This is a genomic window from Pseudaeromonas sp. HNCC25DJ182 (genome assembly GCF_055413365.1).
Genome location: NZ_JBVAYG010000004.1, coordinates 22,072 through 42,966, shown reverse-complemented (window position 1 = coordinate 42,966; position 20,895 = coordinate 22,072). Strand labels below are relative to the sequence as shown.

Genomic DNA, 20,895 nt, shown 5'->3' with positions numbered 1-20,895 from the left:
ACGGCATTTATATGTCAAATTATGCATACGATTACACAGAGCCCTTGGTGCCTAGAAATATGAGCGTGAAGCCACCTAGCGATAATTTGCAGATGAGAAGGCCGATATCCCGATACTATCTATGACAGGCTCTTGATCTTATACGCCAAAACCAGAAGTCGTCTGCCGGGCCGAGTGCAGGGTTGATTGGAATCGGTGCGCGGTCAGGATGACCGCAAAAGGGAGCGTCACGCCATGGATGGCGTGTGGCTCCCGGCCGATGGAGAGCAGCCCGGCAGCTCGGAGTTGTCCCGGCAGTCGGCATAAGCTCAAGGCCAGGGGTCAAGGGGGCAAGCCTTTTGCCCCCTTGGCCCGCCGCCGCTCACCGGAGGTGAACAGATAGCAAGCGTCTGCCAGGCGGGACCGGATCAGCCTAAACCGAGGGGATAGAGTGGAACATCGTTCCAAGATGATGACTGTTATAGGGCATCATCTGCAGCCCCCGGTCGGGATTGACTCGCACCGTCCATGGCGCTCGCCCTGCGGGCTGCAGTTGGCAGTCCAAAATGGCTATCCTGCCATTTTGTCGAACCAGGGTTCGAACCCAATCCTCCCATCACCGGATAAATGAAAAGAGCCCTATCTTTCGATAGGGCTCTTTTCATTGATATGGCGATGAGGGAGGGATGATGCGCTATCGCGCCCCCCTGCGGGGCCATCGCTACGCGATGTTGTCTCGCTACGCTCGGCTCGAACCCACGAGGGCCCTCACCCTCCCTCCGCGGGAATTGCAGATACAAAAAGAGCCGCATTGCTGCAGCTCTTCTTTGAAGATGGCGGTGAGGGAGGGATTCGAACCCTCGATACGTTGCCGTATACACACTTTCCAGGCGTGCTCCTTCAGCCACTCGGACACCTCACCGTTGTCGAACTCTTGTTTAGGCGTGAGTTCATCACCTTCTAACCGTGCTGTGAGGTGGCTGCGTCGCACGCCATGCGTGCTCTTTTTCATCGTCTGCTGCGCAGACTGGGCAGCCACTCGGACACCTCACCGTTGTCGAACTCTTATTTAGGTGTGAGCTCATCACCTTGCCCATCAGCGTTGGCTGACGACGGGCGGCATAATAGGGAAACCAGGCGACGATTACAATAGAAATTTCTGATAAAACAATGCGTTTGGCTATTAATGCGACAAGGGAGGCGCATCGCCTCCCTCCTTGGTGCCTAATCGACGGTTTTTACATCGACCGGTTGCAGAATCGCCTTCCAGTGGGCCGGGCCCATCTCGTGAATATTGTTGCCCTGGCTGTCGACCGCGACCGTCACCGGCATATCCACCACCTCGAATTCGTAGATGGCTTCCATCCCCAAGTCTTCAAACGCTACCTTGCGCGCCTTTTTGATGGCCTTGGACACCAGGTAGGCAGCGCCGCCAACGGCCATCAGATAGGCCGCCTGGTGCTGTTTGATCGCGGCAATCGCCACCGGGCCACGTTCGGACTTGCCAATCATGCCGAACAGACCCGCCTCACCCAACATGGTTTCGCTGAATTTATCCATGCGGGTCGATGTGGTGGGACCGGCGGGGCCGACCACCTCGTCACGCACCGGATCCACGGGACCGACGTAATAGATAAAGCGTCCTTCGAAATTGACGCCATCCGGTAGCGGTTCACCGGCCTTGAGCAGATCCTGGATACGCTTATGGGCGGCATCGCGGCCAGTCAATATGGTGCCATTGAGCAGCAGGGTCTCACCCACTTTCCAGCTGGCGATCTCGGCCTTGGTGATGCCATCGAGTTGCACGCGACGGGCGCTCTTGGCACCTTCCCACTGGATCTCAGGCCAGGCAGAAATGGGCGGCGGAATCAACTCGGCAGGACCCGAGCCATCCAGAATGAAGTGAATATGTCGGGTCGCGGCACAGTTGGGGATCAGTGCGACCGGCAGCGACACGGCATGGGTCGGGCAGGATTTGATTTTGACATCCAGCACGGTTGTCAGGCCACCGAGCCCCTGCGCGCCTATCCCTAGCTGGTTGATCTTCTCATACAGCTCCAGCCGCAGCTCTTCTTCCCGATTCTGGGCTCCCCGCGCCTGCAACTCGGTCATATCGATGACCTCCATCAGGGACTCTTTAGCCATCAGCGCCGCTTTTTCGACCGTGCCGCCGATACCGATGCCGAGCATGCCCGGCGGGCACCAACCGGCACCGAGGGTCGGAATGGTCTTGAGCACCCAATCCACCACCGAATCTGACGGGTTGAGCATCACCACCTTGGATTTATTCTCGGAGCCGCCACCCTTGGCCGCGATCATCACCTCGACCTGGTTGCCACGCACCAGCTCGATATGCACCACGGCCGGGGTATTGTCCTTGGTATTCAGACGCTTACCGGCAGGGTCGGCCAGAACGGACAGCCGCAGCGGATTATCGGGATGGGTATAGGCACGACGGGTGCCGATATCCACCATCTCCTGCACCGTCAGCTCACCATCCCACTGGGTTTGCATCCCGACTTTGACAAAGCAGGTGACGATGCCGGTGTCCTGGCACAGAGGCCGATGACCTTCGGCGGACATGCGGGAGTTGATCAGGATCTGGGCGATGGCATCTTTGGCCGCCGGGCTCTGCTCCCGGTCGTAGGCCTGCTTCATCGCCTCGACAAAATCCAGGGGGTGGTAATAGGAGATGAATTGCAGAGCATCGAAAATGGAGTCAATAAAATCCTGTTGTTTGATCACAGCCATGTGGGTCTCCGAATGCGGGGCGAAATGGACAGCAAGCAGCGCGATGGCCGTGCCATTCCTCAGGTCGAGAGGCAGTTTTTGCCCCATCACCGGCTTATGATACGCTGCAGCTCGATCCGGCGCCATTTATGCGCCGCTAATCCCGCTCGTCAGGTTAAAAAATGTTGAATGTGCTCACCATCAAGCAGTTTTCTTTCAATGAGTTATCACTGAGTAACCCGGGAGCTGGCCGCCAACTGTTCGCTCCCCTCGCCCATCAGCCATGGGCCATGCTGCTCGAATCCGCCAGCCCGGAACATCCCGATAGCCGCTACCACATTCTGTGTGCCGAGCCGCTGGCTACCCTGCAAACCCGTGGCGCCGAGACCCACATCATCCATGGCGAACAGCGCACTATCAGTCGTGACGACCCGCTGAGCCTGCTGGCACAGTGGCAGCGAAAATTGCTGGGCGAGCTCGCGGACTACCAAGGCGAGCTGCCCTTTATCGGCGGGGCATTAGGCCTTTGGGGGTATGATCTGGGCCGTCGCTTCGAGCGCCTGCCCAGCCAGTGCCAGGCGGATATCCAGCTGGCCGATATGGCCATCGGTATCTACGACTGGGCCTGGGTACTGGATAACCAGCGGCACATCGCGTCCTTGGTGGTGCTCGGGGATGAGGCGGCCTGGCAGCGTCGCTATGACTGGTTTATGCACCAGCACGCACAGCCACTGTCGACTACACCACTCAGGCTGACTGCCCCCTGGTTGAGCAATATGGATGAGGCCGGTTACCGCCAGCGCTTCGAGCAGGTGCAAGCCTACCTGGCCGCCGGCGATTGCTACCAGATCAATCTGACCCAGCGCTTTAGCGCTCCCTATCAGGGCGATGAGTGGTCAGCCTACTCTCAGCTCAGTGCGCACAATCAGGCGCCGTTCTCGGCGTTTATTCGCCTTCCGGATGCCTGCGTGCTCAGCCTGTCGCCGGAACGCTTCCTGGCATTGGCCGGTCGCGCAGTCAGCACCAAGCCGATCAAGGGCACTCGCCCCCGCCGCCACGACCTGGTTGACGATGCCGCAGCCGCTGATGAACTGCGGCAAGCCCCCAAGGATCGGGCCGAGAATCTGATGATTGTCGATCTGCTGCGCAACGATATCGGCCGGGTTTGCCAGCCCGGCTCGGTGCGTGTGCCCAGCCTCTTTGCCATCGAATCCTTTCCCGCTGTCCATCACCTGGTCTCGACCATCGAGGGCGATCTGTTGCCCGAACTCAGAGCCACGGATCTGCTACGCGCCTGCTTTCCCGGCGGTTCCATCACGGGGGCGCCGAAGATCCGCGCCATGGAAATTATTGAAGAGCTGGAGCCCCATCGACGCAACGCCTATTGCGGCAGCATCGGCTATATCAGCCAGCATGGACAGATGGATACCAGCATCACCATCCGCACCCTGATCGCCGAAGGCGGTCAGCTGTATGTCTGGGCCGGTGGCGGCTTGGTTGCGGACTCCAATGTGGTCGATGAATATGCAGAGACCTTCCACAAGCTGGCAAAGATCCTGCCGATCCTGGCGGCGGAAGCACCATGCTAGGCCACTTGCCCGGTGAGTGGAGCCTGGGGAAAACCTGGCCCATAGGCTCGCCCAAGGAGTCGATGGCCTCCAAATTGACGTCCTCGGGCCCAAGCGCGGCCTGGACCCTGCCGCGACTGCTGACCGCGTTTAATCTGTTGACCCCGGGCGCGGGCGAACCGGCCTGGCGCCAGGTTGCCGGCATCTCGCTTAAACCGGCGGCGGTGCTGATCCCGGTGATTGTCCGTGACGCTAAGCTGTCGGTGCTGTTCACTCGCCGCAGTGTGCAACTGCGTCACCACCCGGGCCAGATCAGTTTCCCCGGGGGACGGCAAGATCCGGACGATGGCGATCTGGCGACCACAGCCCTGCGTGAAACCCGTGAAGAGCTGGGTATTCCTGCTCACTATATCCAGCTGCTGGGCGAGTTACCGGCCCACACCACCGTCAGCCACTACCGTATGGTGCCGTTTATCGGATTGCTCGCACCCGACTATCCGCTGATCCCGGCAGCCGATGAAGTAGCCGAGGCGTTCGAGCTGCCGCTGGCGCCGTTACTGGATCCGGCCAACTATGGCCGCTGGCAGGTGCAGCGGGGATCACAGCGGCATACTGTGTTGGGTATCACGCTGCAACAACGTCTGGTATGGGGCGCAACGGCGCGGATCTTGTGGCAGTTGGCGCGGCAAGTCAGCGGCACGAGATAATCAAAGCAGCACATAAAGAACACAGCATTGAAAAACGATTGCTTAACCGGATTTTCCAAAATATATCGCTAATAGATAGCGGTAATTACCAGATCATATTTTATAATCAGCCAGTCCTGTGGCATTCATCTCTTGTTGTTTCAACCTTCACCTCTTTTCGAACCGGTGGCGTATTCATGATCTCTATTTTCGATCTGTTCAAGATCGGCATTGGCCCCTCCTCGTCCCATACCGTGGGTCCCATGAAGGCGGCCCATCGCTTTGTGCAATCGTTGCAGCACCAACAACTATCGGGCCAAGTCACCCGGCTACGAGTCGGCGTCTATGGCTCGCTGGCGCTGACCGGACGCGGCCACAACACCGATATGGCGATCATGCTGGGACTCTGTGGTTATCTGCCCGAAACCGTCCCTATCGAGCGGATCCCGGAGCTGCTGCAAACAATCCGTGATTCAGGAAACTTGCCGTTGGCGGGCGGCCTGCCAGGTGTCGCCTTTTGCGATCAGGATTTGGAGTTTCATAGCACAGCACTGCCGGAGCATGAAAACGGCATGATATTTGAAGCCTTTTCTGGCGAGCACTCGCTGCTTCGCCAAACCTGGTTTTCTCCAGGTGGTGGCTTTATTGTCGCCGCCGATCAATTGCAAAACCCCGATGTCCTCCAGACCACGGTGGCTTGGCCCTTTGACAGCGCGGAACAACTGCTCACTCACTGTCATCGCCAGGGTTTCTCTATCTCCTATCTGATGCAGCAGAACGAGTTGAGTTTTCAGTCGGAGGCTGAGACTCAGCAGCGCTGCCAGCAGTTGTGGCAGATCATGCAGCACTCCATCACTCAAGGCTGCCAGACCGAAGGGGTATTGGCCGGTCCATTGCGGGTGCCGCGCCGAGCGGCGGCGCTCAGGCGGCAACTGGTCACCAATACCCACTTATCAACCGATCCGATGGCGGTGATCGATTGGGTCAACATGTTTGCCATGGCCGTCAGTGAAGAAAATGCCGCCGGCGGGCGCATGGTCACGGCCCCGACCAATGGTGCTGCCGGGATCATCCCGGCCGTCATGGCCTATTACGATAAATTCATCCAGCCGCTGGCCGCCGATGATGCCCGCAAATTCCTGCTGGCTGCTGGCGGTATCGGCCTGTTGTACAAGATGAACGCATCGCTCTCCGGTGCCGAGGTGGGATGCCAGGGAGAAGTGGGCGTTGCCTGCTCGATGGCGGCGGCCGGGTTGACAGAGCTGATGGGCGGCAGTCCGGAGCAGGTGTGCCAGGCGGCGGAGATTGCCATGGAGCATAATCTGGGGCTGACCTGTGATCCGGTCGCAGGTCAGGTGCAGGTGCCCTGTATCGAGCGCAACGCGATTGCCGCGGTCAAGGCGATCAACGCTTCGCGCATGGCGCTACGTCGTACCAGCAAAGCCTGTGTATCGCTGGATAAAGTCATCGCCACCATGTATGCCACCGGCAAGGATATGAACGCCAAATACCGCGAAACCTCGCTGGGCGGTCTGGCCATTAAAGTTTCGTTTTGTGACTAATCGCCTGACTACAGAATGAAAAAGGCTACCGCAAGGCAGCAATGCCAGTCAGTTAGCGAAGGAGAGATAGCCTTTTGAGCCAACCGTTGGCGGCAGGGATGCCGCCATCGAGCCCCCAGGGAAGGGTTTACGGCGAGTTGGCAAGAGAGGTTGTCTCTCCTGAAACCCTTAACTGACAAGAATTAACCGCAGGTAGCCTTCTTTTTGGCCTGCATTCGGCACCGGGTTATCGCACCGGCAGCACCACGTTCTCGAATAACTGCTCGACTTCGTAGGGGGTCTTGAGGGCCAGGGCCTTGTCGACCAGATCCCGGGTCAAATGGGGAGCAAAACGCTCCATGAAGTCATACATATAGCTGCGCAGGAAGATGCCGCGACGGAAACAGATCTTGGTGGTACTGGACTGGAACAGGTGAGTCGCATCGAGTTTGACCAGATCGGTATCCACCGCAGGATCTATGGCCATGCTGGCAATCACGCCAACGCCCAACCCCATCTTGACGTAGGTCTTGATCACATCGGCATCGGTGGCGGTGAAAACAATCCGCGGCTCAAGTCCAGCACGTCCAAATGCCGAATCCAGCTCCGAGCGGCCGGTAAAGCCGAAGGTGTAGGTCACCAGCGGAAAACGCGCCAAATCTTCAATTTCCACCCGCGAGAGCTCGGCCAGGGGATGCCCCTTGGGCACCAGCAGGCAGCGAGTCCAGTGGTAGCAGGGCAGCATCACCAGATCCTGATACAGGTGCAGAGCTTCGGTGGCAATGGCAAAGTCGGTCGTGCCCTTGGCCACTGATTCGCTCAGCTGGGCTGGCGATCCCTGGTGCATATGCAGGGAGACCTTGGGGTAGCGCTTGATAAAGGCCCGGATCACCTCGGGCAAGGCATAGCGAGCCTGGGTATGGGTGGTCGAAATATTCAAAGTCCCCTGGTCCGGATTGGTGAACTGACCCGCTACTGATTTGATACTTTCAACCTTGGCCAGGATCTCTTGGGAAATCCGCAGTATGTCGCGCCCCGCCGGGGTAACCTGGGTCAGGTGTTTACCGCTGCGTTCGAAGATTTGCACCCCCAGTTCATCTTCCAGCATCCGGACTTGCTTGCTGATACCCGGTTGTGAGGTATAGAGGCTTTCGGCGGTTGCGGAGACATTCAGACTGTGGTTCGCCACCTCGACGATATAGCGCAATTGCTGAAGTTTCATAGCGTTCCAGAATAAGAGACTGTTTATTCATACTAACAAATATTAGATGAATATCTCTGTTTTCCTCAATGGCACACCAATGACCGCCCGCATCCCTCTGGCGGTGGCCCTCCGAGCTTGCGATAGCGCTCAAAGTACAGTCTTTGCCCTGTGTCACTCGTTCACCCAACTGAGTTATAGTAGTATCAACAGATTAGAGCTCGAGATGACCAGGAGAGGTCCGGAACCACTATGGTATTAACACTGGTGCTATTATCCATCGGGGCCCTGTTGTTCCTGGTGATTGCTTACAACATCATGCAGCAATACAAGCAGAAGCAAGAAACCGATCGCCGGATCCTGATGACCAAACAAAAGCTCATCATTGATGAGTCCGATGAGCTACTGCTCAATGCCAGCCGTCTGCCATATACCAAAGTACTGGTTCTGTTGCTGCAAAACCGTATTCTGGATGCCCTGCGCGCCATCTCCCAAGCAAATCCGGCATTGAATTCTGTGCGGCAACGGATCCAGGATGTCACCGCACAGATCAACTATGTACAAGAGCACTATCAGGCCAACGAAGAGAGTCCGTTTCGCGCTCCGGATTCGGATCGTCAGGCTTTGCAAATGTTGCAACTGGTGAAGAAAATCCGGGCCGTGATGCGGGTTGAGCAAAACAAGGGCAAGATCGATCCGCAAGCCTTTGTTGCCGAAGATCGTCGACTCGAGCTCCTGTTGCTGAAGATCAACATCGCCAACCTGATCCAGCGGGCACTGGATGCCCGAGTGCAACGCCAATTCGGTAGTGCCAAGCAGATGTTAACCAAAGGGATCACCACCCTCGCCGCCATCCACGACAAAGATGCCTGGCTCATCACTCGTGAAGAAGAGATGCGGATGGCTCTGCGGGAAATGGCCGAACAATTGGAGCAAGCCAACCAGAAAGAGCTCGATCAACTCAACGAGAAAAAAGACGATCTGGATGTGTTGTTTCAACCTAAACGTAAGTGGTAACAGCCCACTCCGACACAAGGCCGCATTGCGGCCTTTTTCGTCGCCGACTGTACGGACATATCCGGCGCTCTGCTCCTTCATTCCCGAACCCAGTTGATTGATCTACTCAGCCCAACCGGTTAGCACCACATCTAACGCACCTGTATTCAGAAAGAACGGCCCTGATCGGCTTTGCTGATGTCAGACTGGTTTTTTGGTGGGTAGAAAATAAGAAGGCTGCCCACAGGCAGCCTTCGAAGATCGGCGTGAGCCGATTTTATTGCAGCGTTACCAGCTGGGTCTGCTGTACCAACTCCAGCAACGGCTGTGGAAACAGTCCCAACAGCAAGACGATCAACGCAGACAACAGCACCACGACTCCACCGGCGGACAGCGCCCAATCCCGCTCGGCATCCCGCGCCTGCATGCCAGGCTCACGCAAGTACAGGGTCACCATTACCCGCAGGTAATAGAACAAGCCCAGACCAGAGCCCAGGATCACCGCTGCCGTCACCCACCACAAACCGGATGTCACGCCGACAGCGATGATATAAAACTTGCCGATAAAACCTAACGTGGTCGGGATACCGGCCAAGGACAACATCATCACCGTCAACACCGCAGTCAGGTAAGGTCGGTGCCAGAACAGGCCCCGGTAACTGTGCAGGGAGTCCGCATCTTTGCCCCGGTAAGGGCTGGACATCAGACTCACGACCCCGAATGCTCCCAGGCTGGTAAACAGGTACATCAACAGATAGACGCCAGCGGCTTCTAGGGGGATCAGCTGCTGACGGCTGGCGATCACCACCGCCAGCAGATAGCCAAAGTGGGCAATTGAAGAGTAACCCAGCATCCGTTTGATGTTGCTCTGAACCAAAGCCAGCAGGTTACCGAGCAGGATCGACAGGATGGCGATCACCGAGAGCAGAAGGTGCATCATCTGGGCTTCAGCGGCCGGTATGGCCAGATAAAAGCGTAACAAGGCACAGAAGATGGCCACCTTGCTGGCGGTTGCCAGAAAAGAGGCCACGGGTGCGGGGGCGCCTTCATACACATCGGGAGTCCACAGATGAAACGGCGCCATCGACAACTTGAAGGCAAACCCCACCAGCATCATGCCAAGCCCAGCCAGGAACAGAGGCTGGAATTCGGGACTGGCCGCCAGTGCCGTGCCCAATTGGGCAAAACTCAAGCTGCCGGACTGGGCATACAAGAGTGCCATGCCAAACAGCAAGAATCCGGTTGCCGTCGCCGACAGCACCATGTATTTGACCCCGGCCTCCAGTGAGCGCCGCTCGCGATAGGCGTAACCAACCAGACCAAACATCGGCAGCGAGATGAGCTCGATACCGATGAACAAAGATGCGAGATGCTGGGTCATCGCCAGGACCAAACCACCGCAGGTCGCAATCAGCAGCAGTAAATAGAACTCTTCGCGGTTATCCGGGTAGAGACGTAACCAGGCACGGGCGAAGGTGCAGCTAGCCAGTGAGGCAATCAGCACCAGCGCCATGTAAAAAATCGCGTAATGATCCAGCCGCAACAGCGGCGTCAACTCCTGGGTAGGTAAGCGCACCAGCAGCAACAGGGAAAGCAACGCGAGATTCAGGCCACCAATGGTGACAAAGAAGGCCACATCAATGCTGCGACGCCAGGCAATCGCCAGCATCAACACCACCATAGTTGCAGCAGTCAGAGCCAGCGGTAAACCCGCCATCAATTGTTCTAGGGAAAACGTCATCAAAGCACTCCTTCACTGACGGCGGGAAGAGAGACGAACCAGTGCTGCACAGCTCCGACGGTTCCATTGGCGGTATCGATCACCGGCTGCGGGTACAAGCCCAACAGGATCAACAACCCGGCCAGCAGCAACATCATGCCCAGCTCCCGCGGGCGCATGGCCAACAACAGGCTATCGCTCTTACTCGGCCCGAAGCAGGCACGCTGCAACATGATGAGAGAATAGACGGAGGCCAGCACCAGTCCGGTGGTAGCCACCACGGTCACTACCGGGACACGGGAGAAACTGCCCATCAGAATGAGAAACTCACCCACGAAGTTACCGGTACCGGGCAGCCCCAACGAGGCGACCGAGAAGAACAGCATGACGCCCGGGAGATAACGAATGCGTCCCCACAGCCCACCCATTTGCCGCAGATCTCGCGTATGCAGACGCTCATACAGCTGACCACACAGGATAAACAGGGCCGCCGCCGAGAGGCCATGGGCGATCATCTGGATCACTGCCCCCTGCAGCGCCAGCTCGGTACCGGCATAGATGGCAATCAACACAAAGCCCATATGCGAGATACTGGTGTAGGCAATCAGGCGCTTGATATCGGTCTGGCTAAACGCCAGCACTGCACCATAGATAATGCCACCAATACCCAGCCACATGGCAATCGGTGCAAATTCGGCGGAGGCATGGGGAAACAGTGGCAAGCTGAAGCGTAGCAAGCCATAGGCCGCGGTCTTCAACAAGATCCCAGCCAAATCCACAGAACCGGCAGTCGGAGCCTGACTGTGGGCATCCGGCAACCAGCCATGTAATGGCACCACCGGCATCTTGACGGCAAAAGCAATGAAGAACCCGAGCATCAACACATATTCAACCCCGGCCGACATGGGGGTATTGAGTAGCTCTTCGTAGCTAAACGTCAGGATATTGGTTGCCTGATAGTGAACAAACACCAGCCCGAGGATCGCCACCAGCATGATCAGACCGCTGACCTGGGTATAGATGAAGAACTTGGTAGCGGCGTTGATCCGTGAGCGGCCATCGGAGGCGGCATGCCCCCACAGCGCAATCAGGAAATACATCGGCACCAGCATCATCTCCCAGAAGAAGAAGAACAGGAACAGATCCATCGCCATGAACACGCCGATGACCCCCCCCAGGATCCACAGCAGATTGAGATGGAAGAAACCAATCCGTTGCGCGATTTCACTCCAGGAGCACAACACCGCCATCACTCCGAGGAAGCCGGTCAGCATCACCATCAACAGCGACAAGCCATCGATAGCCAGATGAATGCTGATGCCAAAGCGCGGGATCCAGGGCACCAGGTACTCGGCCGTCCACCCCGGAACGCCTTGCGCACTGAGCGAGAAATCCCCTTGCCACCAGAGCCCTATGCTCAGCAGTAACACGGTTAACATAGACAGGAGCGCAATCCAGCGCGGCAATTGGCTGCCTTGTCGCTCGGTCTGCCAGCAGAGTAATCCCCCTACAAACGGGGTCAAAAGTATCCATAATAGCGTCACGATCCGTACTCTCTCTTCAGACCAACAGCAACAGCGCCAGTACCATCAGCGCCCCCAAGCCCATCGAGGCTGCATACCAGCGCAGCTTACCCGTAACGGTTGTCACCAGCAGTTTGTTCCCCAATTGTGCCAGCCCACCCGGCAGCTCCATCAGCCGATCACAGGGATCACGAGCCAAGACGCGGGCGAGGAACAGGTAAGGTCGGACAAACAGTCGATCATAGAGCCAGTCAAAGCCCCAGGCGTGAAACCAAAGTTTGCCAAGCCCACGGCCCAGCGCCGAATTGGCAACACGGGTGATGAATCTACGCTCACCGAGAAACAACCAAGCAGCCAGCGCAATACCGGATAACGCCACACCCGCCGAGACGAACTCCAGCAGATGCTTACCCTCTTCGAGATGATCCCCTGGCCCATCGGGTAACACACCAGCCAACGGAGGCACAATCCAGGCCCCAACCACGGTCGAAAGCGTCATCAGCACCACAAGCGGAATATGGTGCGACAAGCCCTGACCGGCGTGAGCGCTGGTGTGCGCTTTGCCGTGAAAAACAATAAAAATCAGACGGAAGGTATAGAGCGAGGTCAACAACGCCCCCACCAGCCCGGCAATCAGCAACGGCTGCTGACCGGCAGCCTGCACTTGCCACAGAATGGCATCCTTACTGTAAAAGCCGGCGGTCACCAGCGGTAATGCCGCAAGCGCGGAGCCCCCGACCAGGAAGCAGGCATAGACCAAAGGTAACGAACGGCGCAGGCCACCCATCTTGAAAATGTTCTGTTCATGGTGACAGGCCACAATGACGGAGCCTGCGGAGAGGAACAATAACGCCTTGAAGAAGGCGTGGGTCATCAGATGGAAAATAGCGCCATCCCAGGCCCCAACGCCCAGCGCCAAAAACATATAGCCGATCTGGCTCATCGTGGAATACGCCAGAATGCGCTTGATGTCGGTCTGCACCAGTGCGGCAAAACCGGAAAGCAGCAAGGTGACAGCGCCAACAATAGCGACCAGCAGCAAGATATCCGGTGCCAACAAGAACAGCCCATGGGTGCGAGCAATCAGATAGACACCTGCGGTCACCATGGTCGCAGCATGGATCAGCGCCGACACCGGTGTTGGACCGGCCATGGCATCTGCCAGCCAGGTCTGCAATGGTAATTGCGCCGATTTACCCACGGCACCCCCCAACAGCATCAGACAGGCCAGCCGGATTGTCGGGTCACCGACCTGCCAGAGCTGCTGACCACGGATCACCAGCTCCTGAATGTTCAAGGTGCCCAATTCGCGATACAGAATGAACATGCCAATCGCCAGGAAGACATCACCCACTCGAGTCACGATAAAGGCTTTGAGTGCCGCTGCACCATTGGCTGGATGCTTATAGTAAAATCCGATCAGCAGGTAGCTGCACAGACCGACGCCTTCCCAGCCCAGGTACACGAACAGCAAGTCATCGGCCAGGATCAGGAACAACATGCTGGCGATGAAGAGATTGGTGTAGGCGAAAAAGCGTGAATAGCCTTCTTCACCGCGCATATACCAGGAAGCGAACAGATGGATGAAAAAGCCGACCCCGGTGACCACACCCAGCATGGTCAGCGACAAACCATCCAGGTGCAATCGCAACGCTGGCTGGAAGGAGCCGATGCTCATCCACTGCCACAGAGTTTGCGAGAAAACGCCCCCCGTCGGCACAGAGCCGAGGAAATCCACTCCTACCACCAAGGCAGTCAGCGCGGACAAGCCGATACTGCCAACCCCGATAAGAGCGGCTCTTTGTTCACTCCAGCGACCCGCCGAAAAAGCCAGGAGCAGTGCGCTGAGCAAAGGAAACAAGCAGGTTAGAAACAGTAGATTCATCATCCGCGCATCTCGCTCACAATATCCACATCCAGTGTGTGATGACGGCGATACAGCATCAGCAATAGCGCCAACCCGATACTGGCCTCAGCCGCTGCCAGTGAAATCACCAGAATGTACATGATCTGCCCATCAGCCTGTCCCCAGCGGCTCCCCGCCACCACGAAGGCCAATGCGGCAGCATTCATCATGATTTCAATGCTCATCAGGATAAACAGCAGATTTCGCCGCATGATGAGGCCACACAGTCCCAAGCAGAAAAGAACGGCCGCGACCAGCAGGCCATGCTCCATGGGTAATCCACTCATCGCTTACCTCCTTCATCCCGATGGGAAAGTACTTCGCCCTGCTTATCTTCGCGTCCCAGGTGATAGGCAGTGACTAAACCGGCCAGCAACAGGATGGATGCCAGCTCCACGGCAATGACATAGGGACCAAACAGGGCGATACCGACTGCCTTGGCCGTCACATCTGTAGTCCCCAGCGCCCCACCTGTGGTGGAGAAGATGGCATTAGCCAAAAAGATCAGCAGGATAAACGCCAGCACAGCCGGGAAGACCACACTCCCCGGTGTTAGCCACAGCTTTTCCTGGACTTGGGCACTACCCAGGTTGAGCATCATGACCACGAACACAAACAGCACCATGATGGCACCGGCATACACGATGACCTGCATGGCACCAGCGAAACCGGCTCCCAAACAGAAAAAAATCATCGCCACCGCGATCAGTGAAATGATGAGATTCAGTAACGCATGCATCGGATTACTGTTACTGATGACCCGCAAGGTCGCCACTATGGCGACCAGTGCCGAGACATAAAAAGCCAATTCCATGGTGAACTCCTCAGGGCAGCAGACTTTTGACATCAATCGGCTTGGCTTCGTGTTCGGCCTCGCCTTTGGCTTTACCCGCTATGGCCATGCCACTCACCCGGTAAAAGTTGTAATCGGGATACTTGCCGGGCCCACTGATCAAGAGATCCTCCTTCTCGTACACCAGGTCCTGCCGGCGGTACTCACCCATCTCAAAATCAGGAGTCAACTGGATGGCGGTGGTGGGACATGCCTCTTCACACATGCCACAGAAAATGCACCGTGAAAAATTGATGCGGAAAAACTCCGGATACCAACGGCCATCTTCCCGCTCGGATTTTTGCAAGGAGATGCAGGAGACCGGACAAGCAACCGCACATAAGTTGCACGCCACGCAGCGTTCATCACCGTCCGGATCCCGAGTTAACACGATTCGCCCACGGTAACGCGGTGCTGTATAGACACTCTCCTCCGGATAACACAGGGTGTCTCGTTTCCGCCAGGAATGCGAAAAAATCATGGCGATACTGCGGATCTGAGTGCCAACACCTTTAATAATTTCATTGATAATCATACAGCTAGCCTCAGTTTGAACGGATCAGTACCCAAGCAGCCGTTGCCAGCATATTGAGCAAAGTCAACGGCAAACACACCTTCCAGCCAAACGCCATCACCTGATCAAAGCGAGGACGCGGTAGCGAAGCGCGCAGCAGGATAAAAAACATCATGAAAAAGCCGGTTTTAAGCGCAAACCAGACAATCGGCGGTAACCAGGGCCCCTGCCAGCCGCCGAAGAACAGGCTGACCAACATAGCGGAAACCAGTACTATGCCGATGTATTCACCGACAAAGAACAGCCCCCATTTCATACCGGCGTACTCAATGTGATAACCATCCGCCAGCTCTTGCTCCGCCTCCGGCTGGTCAAAGGGATGACGGTGAGTGACCGCGATCCCGGCGATCACGAAGGTCGCAAAACCAAAGAACTGGGGAATGATGTTCCACAAATCCGCTTGGGCCTCGACAATCTCCCGGAGATTGAAAGTGCCGGTCTGGATCACGATCCCCATCAGGGACAGCCCCAAAAAGACCTCATAGCTCAGCGTCTGGGCCGAGGCCCGCAGGCTACCCAACAAGGCGTATTTGTTATTGCTCGACCAACCGGCGAACAGCACGGCGTAAACCGCCAAACCGGCAATGGCAAAGAAATAGAGGATACCGATGTTCAAATCGGCAATGCCCCAGGTGGGTGTGATAGGGACTATCACAAACGCCATCAAAAACGCGGTGAATGCAATGATCGGCGCCAGAATGAAGATGCGTCGGTCGGCAAATGGCGGGATCCAGTCCTCCTTGAAGAACATTTTCAGCATATCGGCGACCAACTGAAAAATACCGAAGGGACCGACCCGGTTTGGTCCATACCGATCTTGCCATAGCCCTAACAGCCGGCGTTCGATGAAACTCATGAAGGCCCCGGCCCCTATCATCACCACCAGGATCAGCAGCGCTTTGGCCACGGCAATGATGATGTCCCAGGTTGCATCCGACAGAATCATAGAATGGCCTCCTGCAGATCACGGATCTGCTGATGATGCAAAGCGGTGGGAATACCGCTTACTCCCAGCGGCAGCCCCAATAAGCCTGGAGCCAGACGCTCACTCAGCACCACCGGCAGACGCCAGTGACTGCCTTCCCATGTGAATTGCACCCGAGTATCTGCATTGACGGCCAAACGGGCCGCATCATCCGGATTCAGATACACGGCCGCTGGCACCATGCGTTGCTGGAAAACTGGTGATTTCTGTGACAGTTCTTCCGATCCGAATAGCTGCGGGCAATCCACCACACACAACTCGGTAGGGTGAGACTGAAACGGAGCCGGAATATGAGAGGCATAACTCCATACTGGCGTGTCACTGACCTCGAATAACCGCAAGCCAGGATCGCCAGCCCGCAGATGACCACCAACCTCGTCCTGAAATTTATTCCAGGCTGACGGTGAGTTCCAACCCGGAGCCCAGGCAAAAGGCACTTGCTGGAATGGCTCCTGGGTACCGGAATAACCTTCCATCGAGAAAGCAAATGGCGAATCAGGGTCTTGTGAGGCTCGCGGCTCATGCACATCGATATCCGCCCGCATCGCGGTGCGACCACTGTAACGATGAGGCTCCCGTGCCAGTTTCAGTCCCTTGATCCGGAAACGGGCATTGGGGGCGGCATGAATGATCGGGCTCAATGCCGGGATCGCCTCGGCGCATGCCGTTGTCACGTCTTCAAACTGGTTCCAGGCCAAGTGACGGTGACTGAGCACTCCGGCAATAGCCCGTAACCAACGCCAACCCTCTTTGATACTGACGGTGTCGTCATAGTAGGCCGGATCATAGACCTGGAAGTAGCGCTGAACGCGGCCCTCACTACTCACCACAGTGCCGTCGCCCTCGGCAAAGCTGGCGACTGGCAGCACAAAATCAGCTCCTTGGGCGGTAGCTGTATCCTGGTGATCGAGTACCACCACACTGCTTGCCTGAGCGAACGCGGCATCGACACGGGCCTTGCTGGCTCGACGGTAGAGATCATTTTCCAACACTACAACGGCGGTTCGACCGGCCTGCTCTTGCAGGCGGTTCAGGGCCGACTCCAACGGCTGACCACCGAGGAGCGCCAGACCCATGCTGTTCACCTCTTGCGCCACCAAGAACAATGAAACGGCTTGCTGGCGTTGTTGTAGCGCCTTGGCAACATTCGCGGCGGCATCCAGCAGCGGCAGTGAACCGGCGCTGGTACCAGCGATCACGAGCGGTCGTTTGGCCGCGATCAATTGTTCATACATGGCTTGCGCGGCCACTTGTTCGCTAGCTCGAAGATCGGCAACTGCCGGCGCCGAGGAGTCCAGCAGATGAGCGAGAGCAAAACCAATGCGCGCCTGATCCTCGTAGGCACCACTGAAAGTCACCTCGGCCACATCATCCAGCCGTGTCGCGTCCACGCTGGTGATGAGCAATGGATGGCGGGCGTTCTGACCAATGGTCTGGATCGCCGCCGCCTGCCACGTATCCACCTTGAGTTCGGTCGCCATTTGCCGGGCTTTGCCCTTCACCGCTTGGCGAACAGCCAGAGCCAACCGGGCAGCCGTCTGGGTAATATCTTCCCCGAGGATCACCACCGCATCGTGCTCTTCCACTTCGCGCAAGGTTGCCAGCGGTATCCCGCTTTCGCGCTGGATATGCTGCAGACGATGCAGACAAGCCCACTCGCGCAACTCGATGCCGCTGTAGAAATTATCTTCCCCGACCAGCTCCCGCAGTGCGAAGTTGCTCTCGAGGCTGGCGCGGGGGGAGCCGATGCCTATCACCTGCTCGCTGCTGCGCAAGGCATCGGCAACCCGATCCAGTGCACCATTGACCGATAGGCTGATCCGGCTCTGCGCCGTATTCCCTTCCCGCCAGAGTGGCTGTTTGGGACGATCCGGATTATTGACATAACCGTAACCGAACCGGCCCCGGTCACACAGGAAGTAGCGATTCACAGCACCATTGAAGCGGTTTTCGATGCGACGCAATTCACCATACCGTTCGCCGGGACTGATATTGCAGCCCATGCTGCATTGCTGACAAATGCTGGGGGCAAACTGCATGTCCCACTTGCGATTGAAACGCTCGGAATGAGTCTTGTCGGTGAACACACCAGTGGGGCAGACTTCGACCAGGTTGCCCGAGAACTCGCTCTGCAAGGTCCCGTCCTCGATGCGACCAAAGTAGACATTATCATGGGCACCATAGACCCCCAGATCGCCACCGTCCGCATAATCCTTGTAATAACGCACGCAGCGGTAACAGGCGATGCAGCGGTTCATTTCGTGGGATATAAACGGACCCAGATCCTGGTTCCTATGGGTACGCTTGGTGAAGCGATAACGCCGACTATTTTGTCCGGCCATCACCGTCATATCTTGCAGATGACAGGCGCCCCCCTCCTCGCACACCGGACAATCGTGGGGGTGGTTGGTCATCAGCCACTCGACAACCCCCTTACGAAAGGCGATCGCCTCTTCGTCTTCGATCGAGATATAAGTGCCGTCACTTGCAGGGGTCATGCAGGACATGACCAAGCGTCCGCGCTTGTCATCCGCATTCTGGTACTGTTTGACTGCACATTGCCGACAGGCACCGACACTCCCCAACGCCGGATGCCAGCAGAAATAAGGCACATCCAATCCTAACGAGAGGCAGGCCTGTAACAGGTTATCTGCCCCATTCACTTCAAATTCTTTGCCGTCTACATGAATCGTGGCCATAGCAACTTTGATTCCTTGTTCAATATTCCGGATGCAATCACCCGACCAGAAACATCCCCATTACCAACGCTGTTGCAGCAAATTGGGCTGGATCCCTGCGATTGCATGCTTGTTATCGGAAAACGTAGGCGATATTCCGGCCTCAAACTCACTGCGAAAATACTTGATTGCACTCTGCAGTGGCTCCACGGCACCTGGTGCGTGGGCACAGAAAGTTTTGCCCGGCCCCAGAGCCCGGCACAGCTGTTCCAAGGTTTCGATATCACCCGGCTGGCCCTCGCCCCGCTCCAATGCGCGCAGTATTTTCACACTCCAGGGCAGACCGTCCCGGCAAGGCGTACACCAGCCACAGGATTCGCGAGCAAAAAACTCTTCCAGATTCCGGGTCAGCGCCACCATATTGACGGTGTGATCCACGGCCATTGCCAGCGCGGTGCCCAACCGACTACCCGCTTTACCGATCGAATCAAAATCCATCGGTAAATCCAGATGTTGTTCGGTTAGAAAATCGGTTCCGGCGCCACCTGGTTGCCAGGCCTTCAGGGTCAAGCCATCCACCATCCCACCGGCATAATCCTCGAGGATTTCTCGCGCCGTGGTACCAAATGGCAGCTCCCATAAACCAGGACGTTTTACCCGGCCGGAGAAGCCCATCAGCTTGGTGCCGTTATCGGTGCTCTTGCCCTGGTTCAATCCTTTGTACCAGTCCGAACCATTCAGCACGATGCAAGGAATATTGTTCAGGGTCTCGACGTTATTAACGCAGGTCGGCTTGCCCCAGGCCCCGACTACCGCAGGAAACGGTGGTTTGGCCCTTGGATTCGCGCGACGACCTTCCAGTGAGCTGATGAGGGCGGTTTCTTCGCCACAGATATAGCGGCCCGCTCCGGTGTGCACGAACAGCTCGAAGCTGAAGCCGGAGCCCAGTATATTCTTCCCCAGGTACCCGGCCGCTTCAGCCTCGCGAATAGCTTGACGCAGGCGTTCCGCTGCCACCACATACTCGCCCCGCAAGAAGATGTAGCCGCGATAGGTTTGCAAGGCCCAAGCCGACAGGATCATCCCTTCAATCAGTTGATGAGGAAGTTGCTCCATCAAGAGCCGATCTTTATAAGTGCCCGGCTCCATTTCATCGGCATTGCAAAGCAGATATTTGCGGTCAAACTTGGGATCCATGGGCATCAAACTCCACTTCACCCCGGTCGGAAAACCAGCGCCGCCGCGCCCCCGTAACCCGGCGTCTTTCACCACCTGAGTCACCTCTTGGGGAGCCATCCCCCGATAGGCCTTCTCCACAGCAGCATAGCCCTGCTTGGCTTTATATTCGTCGAGCCAGACCGGCGCCGCGTCGGAGCGCAAACGCCAGGTCAGTGGGTGGTTCTCTGCGGTCAGAATCATGGATAGGCCTCCAGTAACAGAGCCAGATCCGCAGCCGACAACTGCTCACCATGACCAAAAGCATGGGTATCGTCATCAATCATCAGAGTCGGCCCCTTGTCGCAATTACCCAGACAACACACCGGCAGCAGGGTAAAACGCCCATCCGGCGTGGTTTGCCCAAGCCCTATCCCCAGCTGACTCTCCAACGCCTGCAAGACCGATTGATAACCGGTGATAAAACAGACCACGCTGTCGCATAAACGGATGATGTGCCGCCCCACCGGCTGACGGAAAATCTGGCTATAAAAGGTAGCGACGCCCTCGACATCACTGGCTGGAATACCCAGTTGTGCGGCAATCGCCGGGATAGCACCATCGGGTACCCAGCCCCGCTCTTTCTGCACGATTTTAAGTGCCTCTATGGTCGCGGCCCGGGCATCTTCGTAATGGTGGATTTCATGTTCAATCGCTGAGCGTTCACTGTTGCTCAGAACAAAATCCGTTGTAGGGGTGGTCGAGCTGCCACATTGGCTTGCTTTCCCTGAAGGTGAGTGACACTGACAATGCTGAGTCAT

At 56.9% G+C, this 20,895-nt stretch carries 16 protein-coding genes, 1 tRNA gene and 1 other RNA gene; 4 read left to right on the top strand and 14 right to left on the bottom strand.

Annotated elements, in window-relative coordinates; genetic code table 11:
* Nucleotides 1-649: 649 nt before the first annotated feature.
* The 3 genes from ACZYUB_RS04820 to ACZYUB_RS04810 all read right to left on the bottom strand — a co-directional run bounded on the left by ACZYUB_RS04820 (nucleotide 650) and on the right by ACZYUB_RS04810 (nucleotide 2,730).
* Nucleotides 650-771, bottom strand: a non-coding RNA gene (locus tag ACZYUB_RS04820) — RtT sRNA.
* A gap of 42 nt (nucleotides 772-813) precedes the next feature.
* Nucleotides 814-901, bottom strand: a tRNA-Ser gene (locus tag ACZYUB_RS04815).
* 302 nt (nucleotides 902-1,203) lie between these two features.
* Nucleotides 1,204-2,730 carry a fumarate hydratase gene (locus ACZYUB_RS04810; RefSeq protein ID WP_463945985.1) on the bottom strand — a complete coding sequence of 509 codons (1,527 nt, stop codon included), beginning with the start codon at nucleotides 2,728-2,730 and terminating at the stop codon, nucleotides 1,204-1,206.
* A gap of 161 nt (nucleotides 2,731-2,891) precedes the next feature.
* On the opposite strand from ACZYUB_RS04810, the gene pabB reads away from it, so the two are divergent.
* The 3 genes from pabB to ACZYUB_RS04795 all read left to right on the top strand — a co-directional run bounded on the left by pabB (nucleotide 2,892) and on the right by ACZYUB_RS04795 (nucleotide 6,525).
* Complete coding sequence (pabB, locus tag ACZYUB_RS04805; protein WP_463945983.1) at nucleotides 2,892-4,298, top strand: aminodeoxychorismate synthase component I; 1,407 nt, start codon at nucleotides 2,892-2,894, stop codon at nucleotides 4,296-4,298.
* 62 nt (nucleotides 4,299-4,360) lie between these two features.
* Nucleotides 4,361-4,984 carry a CoA pyrophosphatase gene (locus ACZYUB_RS04800; RefSeq protein ID WP_463946194.1) on the top strand — a complete coding sequence of 208 codons (624 nt, stop codon included), beginning with the start codon at nucleotides 4,361-4,363 and terminating at the stop codon, nucleotides 4,982-4,984.
* Between the two features lie 176 nt (nucleotides 4,985-5,160).
* Nucleotides 5,161-6,525, top strand: coding sequence for an L-serine ammonia-lyase (locus ACZYUB_RS04795; protein ID WP_463945982.1), 1,365 nt, complete (start codon nucleotides 5,161-5,163; stop codon nucleotides 6,523-6,525).
* A 226-nt stretch (nucleotides 6,526-6,751) separates the two neighbouring features.
* Here the strand turns inward: ACZYUB_RS04795 and cysB are convergent, their stop codons facing one another.
* Nucleotides 6,752-7,726 (bottom strand): HTH-type transcriptional regulator CysB, encoded by a 975-nt coding sequence (gene cysB / locus ACZYUB_RS04790; protein ID WP_463945981.1) that lies wholly within the window; start codon nucleotides 7,724-7,726, stop codon nucleotides 6,752-6,754.
* Nucleotides 7,727-7,957: 231 nt separating this feature from the next.
* Between cysB and ACZYUB_RS04785 the strand changes: the two genes are divergently transcribed.
* On the top strand, nucleotides 7,958-8,722 hold the full coding sequence (locus tag ACZYUB_RS04785; RefSeq protein WP_463945979.1) for a DNA repair protein: 765 nt from the start codon (nucleotides 7,958-7,960) through the stop codon (nucleotides 8,720-8,722).
* 256 nt (nucleotides 8,723-8,978) lie between these two features.
* Here the strand turns inward: ACZYUB_RS04785 and nuoN are convergent, their stop codons facing one another.
* Genes nuoN through nuoE form a run of 10 tightly spaced genes read right to left on the bottom strand, consistent with a single transcriptional unit; the run spans nucleotide 8,979 to nucleotide 20,895 of the window.
* Complete coding sequence (gene nuoN, locus ACZYUB_RS04780; RefSeq protein WP_463945978.1) at nucleotides 8,979-10,442, bottom strand: NADH-quinone oxidoreductase subunit NuoN; 1,464 nt, start codon at nucleotides 10,440-10,442, stop codon at nucleotides 8,979-8,981.
* Nucleotides 10,442-11,965: an NADH-quinone oxidoreductase subunit M gene (gene nuoM, locus ACZYUB_RS04775; protein ID WP_463945977.1), complete on the bottom strand. Its 1,524-nt coding sequence runs from the start codon at nucleotides 11,963-11,965 to the stop codon at nucleotides 10,442-10,444. Before nuoM ends, nuoN begins: the two co-directional genes overlap by 1 nt.
* A gap of 16 nt (nucleotides 11,966-11,981) precedes the next feature.
* Entirely contained in the window at nucleotides 11,982-13,829 is a 1,848-nt protein-coding gene (gene nuoL / locus ACZYUB_RS04770; RefSeq protein WP_463946193.1) for an NADH-quinone oxidoreductase subunit L, read from the bottom strand.
* Complete coding sequence (gene nuoK, locus ACZYUB_RS04765; protein WP_463945976.1) at nucleotides 13,829-14,137, bottom strand: NADH-quinone oxidoreductase subunit NuoK; 309 nt, start codon at nucleotides 14,135-14,137, stop codon at nucleotides 13,829-13,831. The genes nuoL and nuoK overlap by 1 nt, the downstream gene beginning before the upstream one ends.
* Entirely contained in the window at nucleotides 14,134-14,664 is a 531-nt protein-coding gene (nuoJ, locus tag ACZYUB_RS04760) for an NADH-quinone oxidoreductase subunit J (protein ID WP_463945974.1), read from the bottom strand. Before nuoJ ends, nuoK begins: the two co-directional genes overlap by 4 nt.
* A 10-nt stretch (nucleotides 14,665-14,674) precedes the next feature.
* Nucleotides 14,675-15,217, bottom strand: coding sequence for an NADH-quinone oxidoreductase subunit NuoI (nuoI, locus tag ACZYUB_RS04755; protein WP_463945972.1), 543 nt, complete (start codon nucleotides 15,215-15,217; stop codon nucleotides 14,675-14,677).
* 10 nt (nucleotides 15,218-15,227) lie between these two features.
* Nucleotides 15,228-16,202, bottom strand: coding sequence for an NADH-quinone oxidoreductase subunit NuoH (gene nuoH / locus ACZYUB_RS04750; RefSeq protein ID WP_460884768.1), 975 nt, complete (start codon nucleotides 16,200-16,202; stop codon nucleotides 15,228-15,230).
* The gene (gene nuoG / locus ACZYUB_RS04745; protein WP_463945970.1) at nucleotides 16,199-18,940 is read right to left on the bottom strand and encodes an NADH-quinone oxidoreductase subunit NuoG; all 2,742 of its coding nucleotides are present in this window, start codon (nucleotides 18,938-18,940) and stop codon (nucleotides 16,199-16,201) included. The genes nuoH and nuoG overlap by 4 nt, the downstream gene beginning before the upstream one ends.
* Before the next feature lie 60 nt (nucleotides 18,941-19,000).
* A complete protein-coding gene (gene nuoF, locus ACZYUB_RS04740) occupies nucleotides 19,001-20,338 on the bottom strand; it encodes an NADH-quinone oxidoreductase subunit NuoF (RefSeq protein ID WP_463945969.1) in 1,338 nt (445 codons plus the stop codon).
* Nucleotides 20,335-20,895 carry an NADH-quinone oxidoreductase subunit NuoE gene (nuoE, locus tag ACZYUB_RS04735; RefSeq protein WP_463945967.1) on the bottom strand — a complete coding sequence of 187 codons (561 nt, stop codon included), beginning with the start codon at nucleotides 20,893-20,895 and terminating at the stop codon, nucleotides 20,335-20,337. The genes nuoF and nuoE overlap by 4 nt, the downstream gene beginning before the upstream one ends.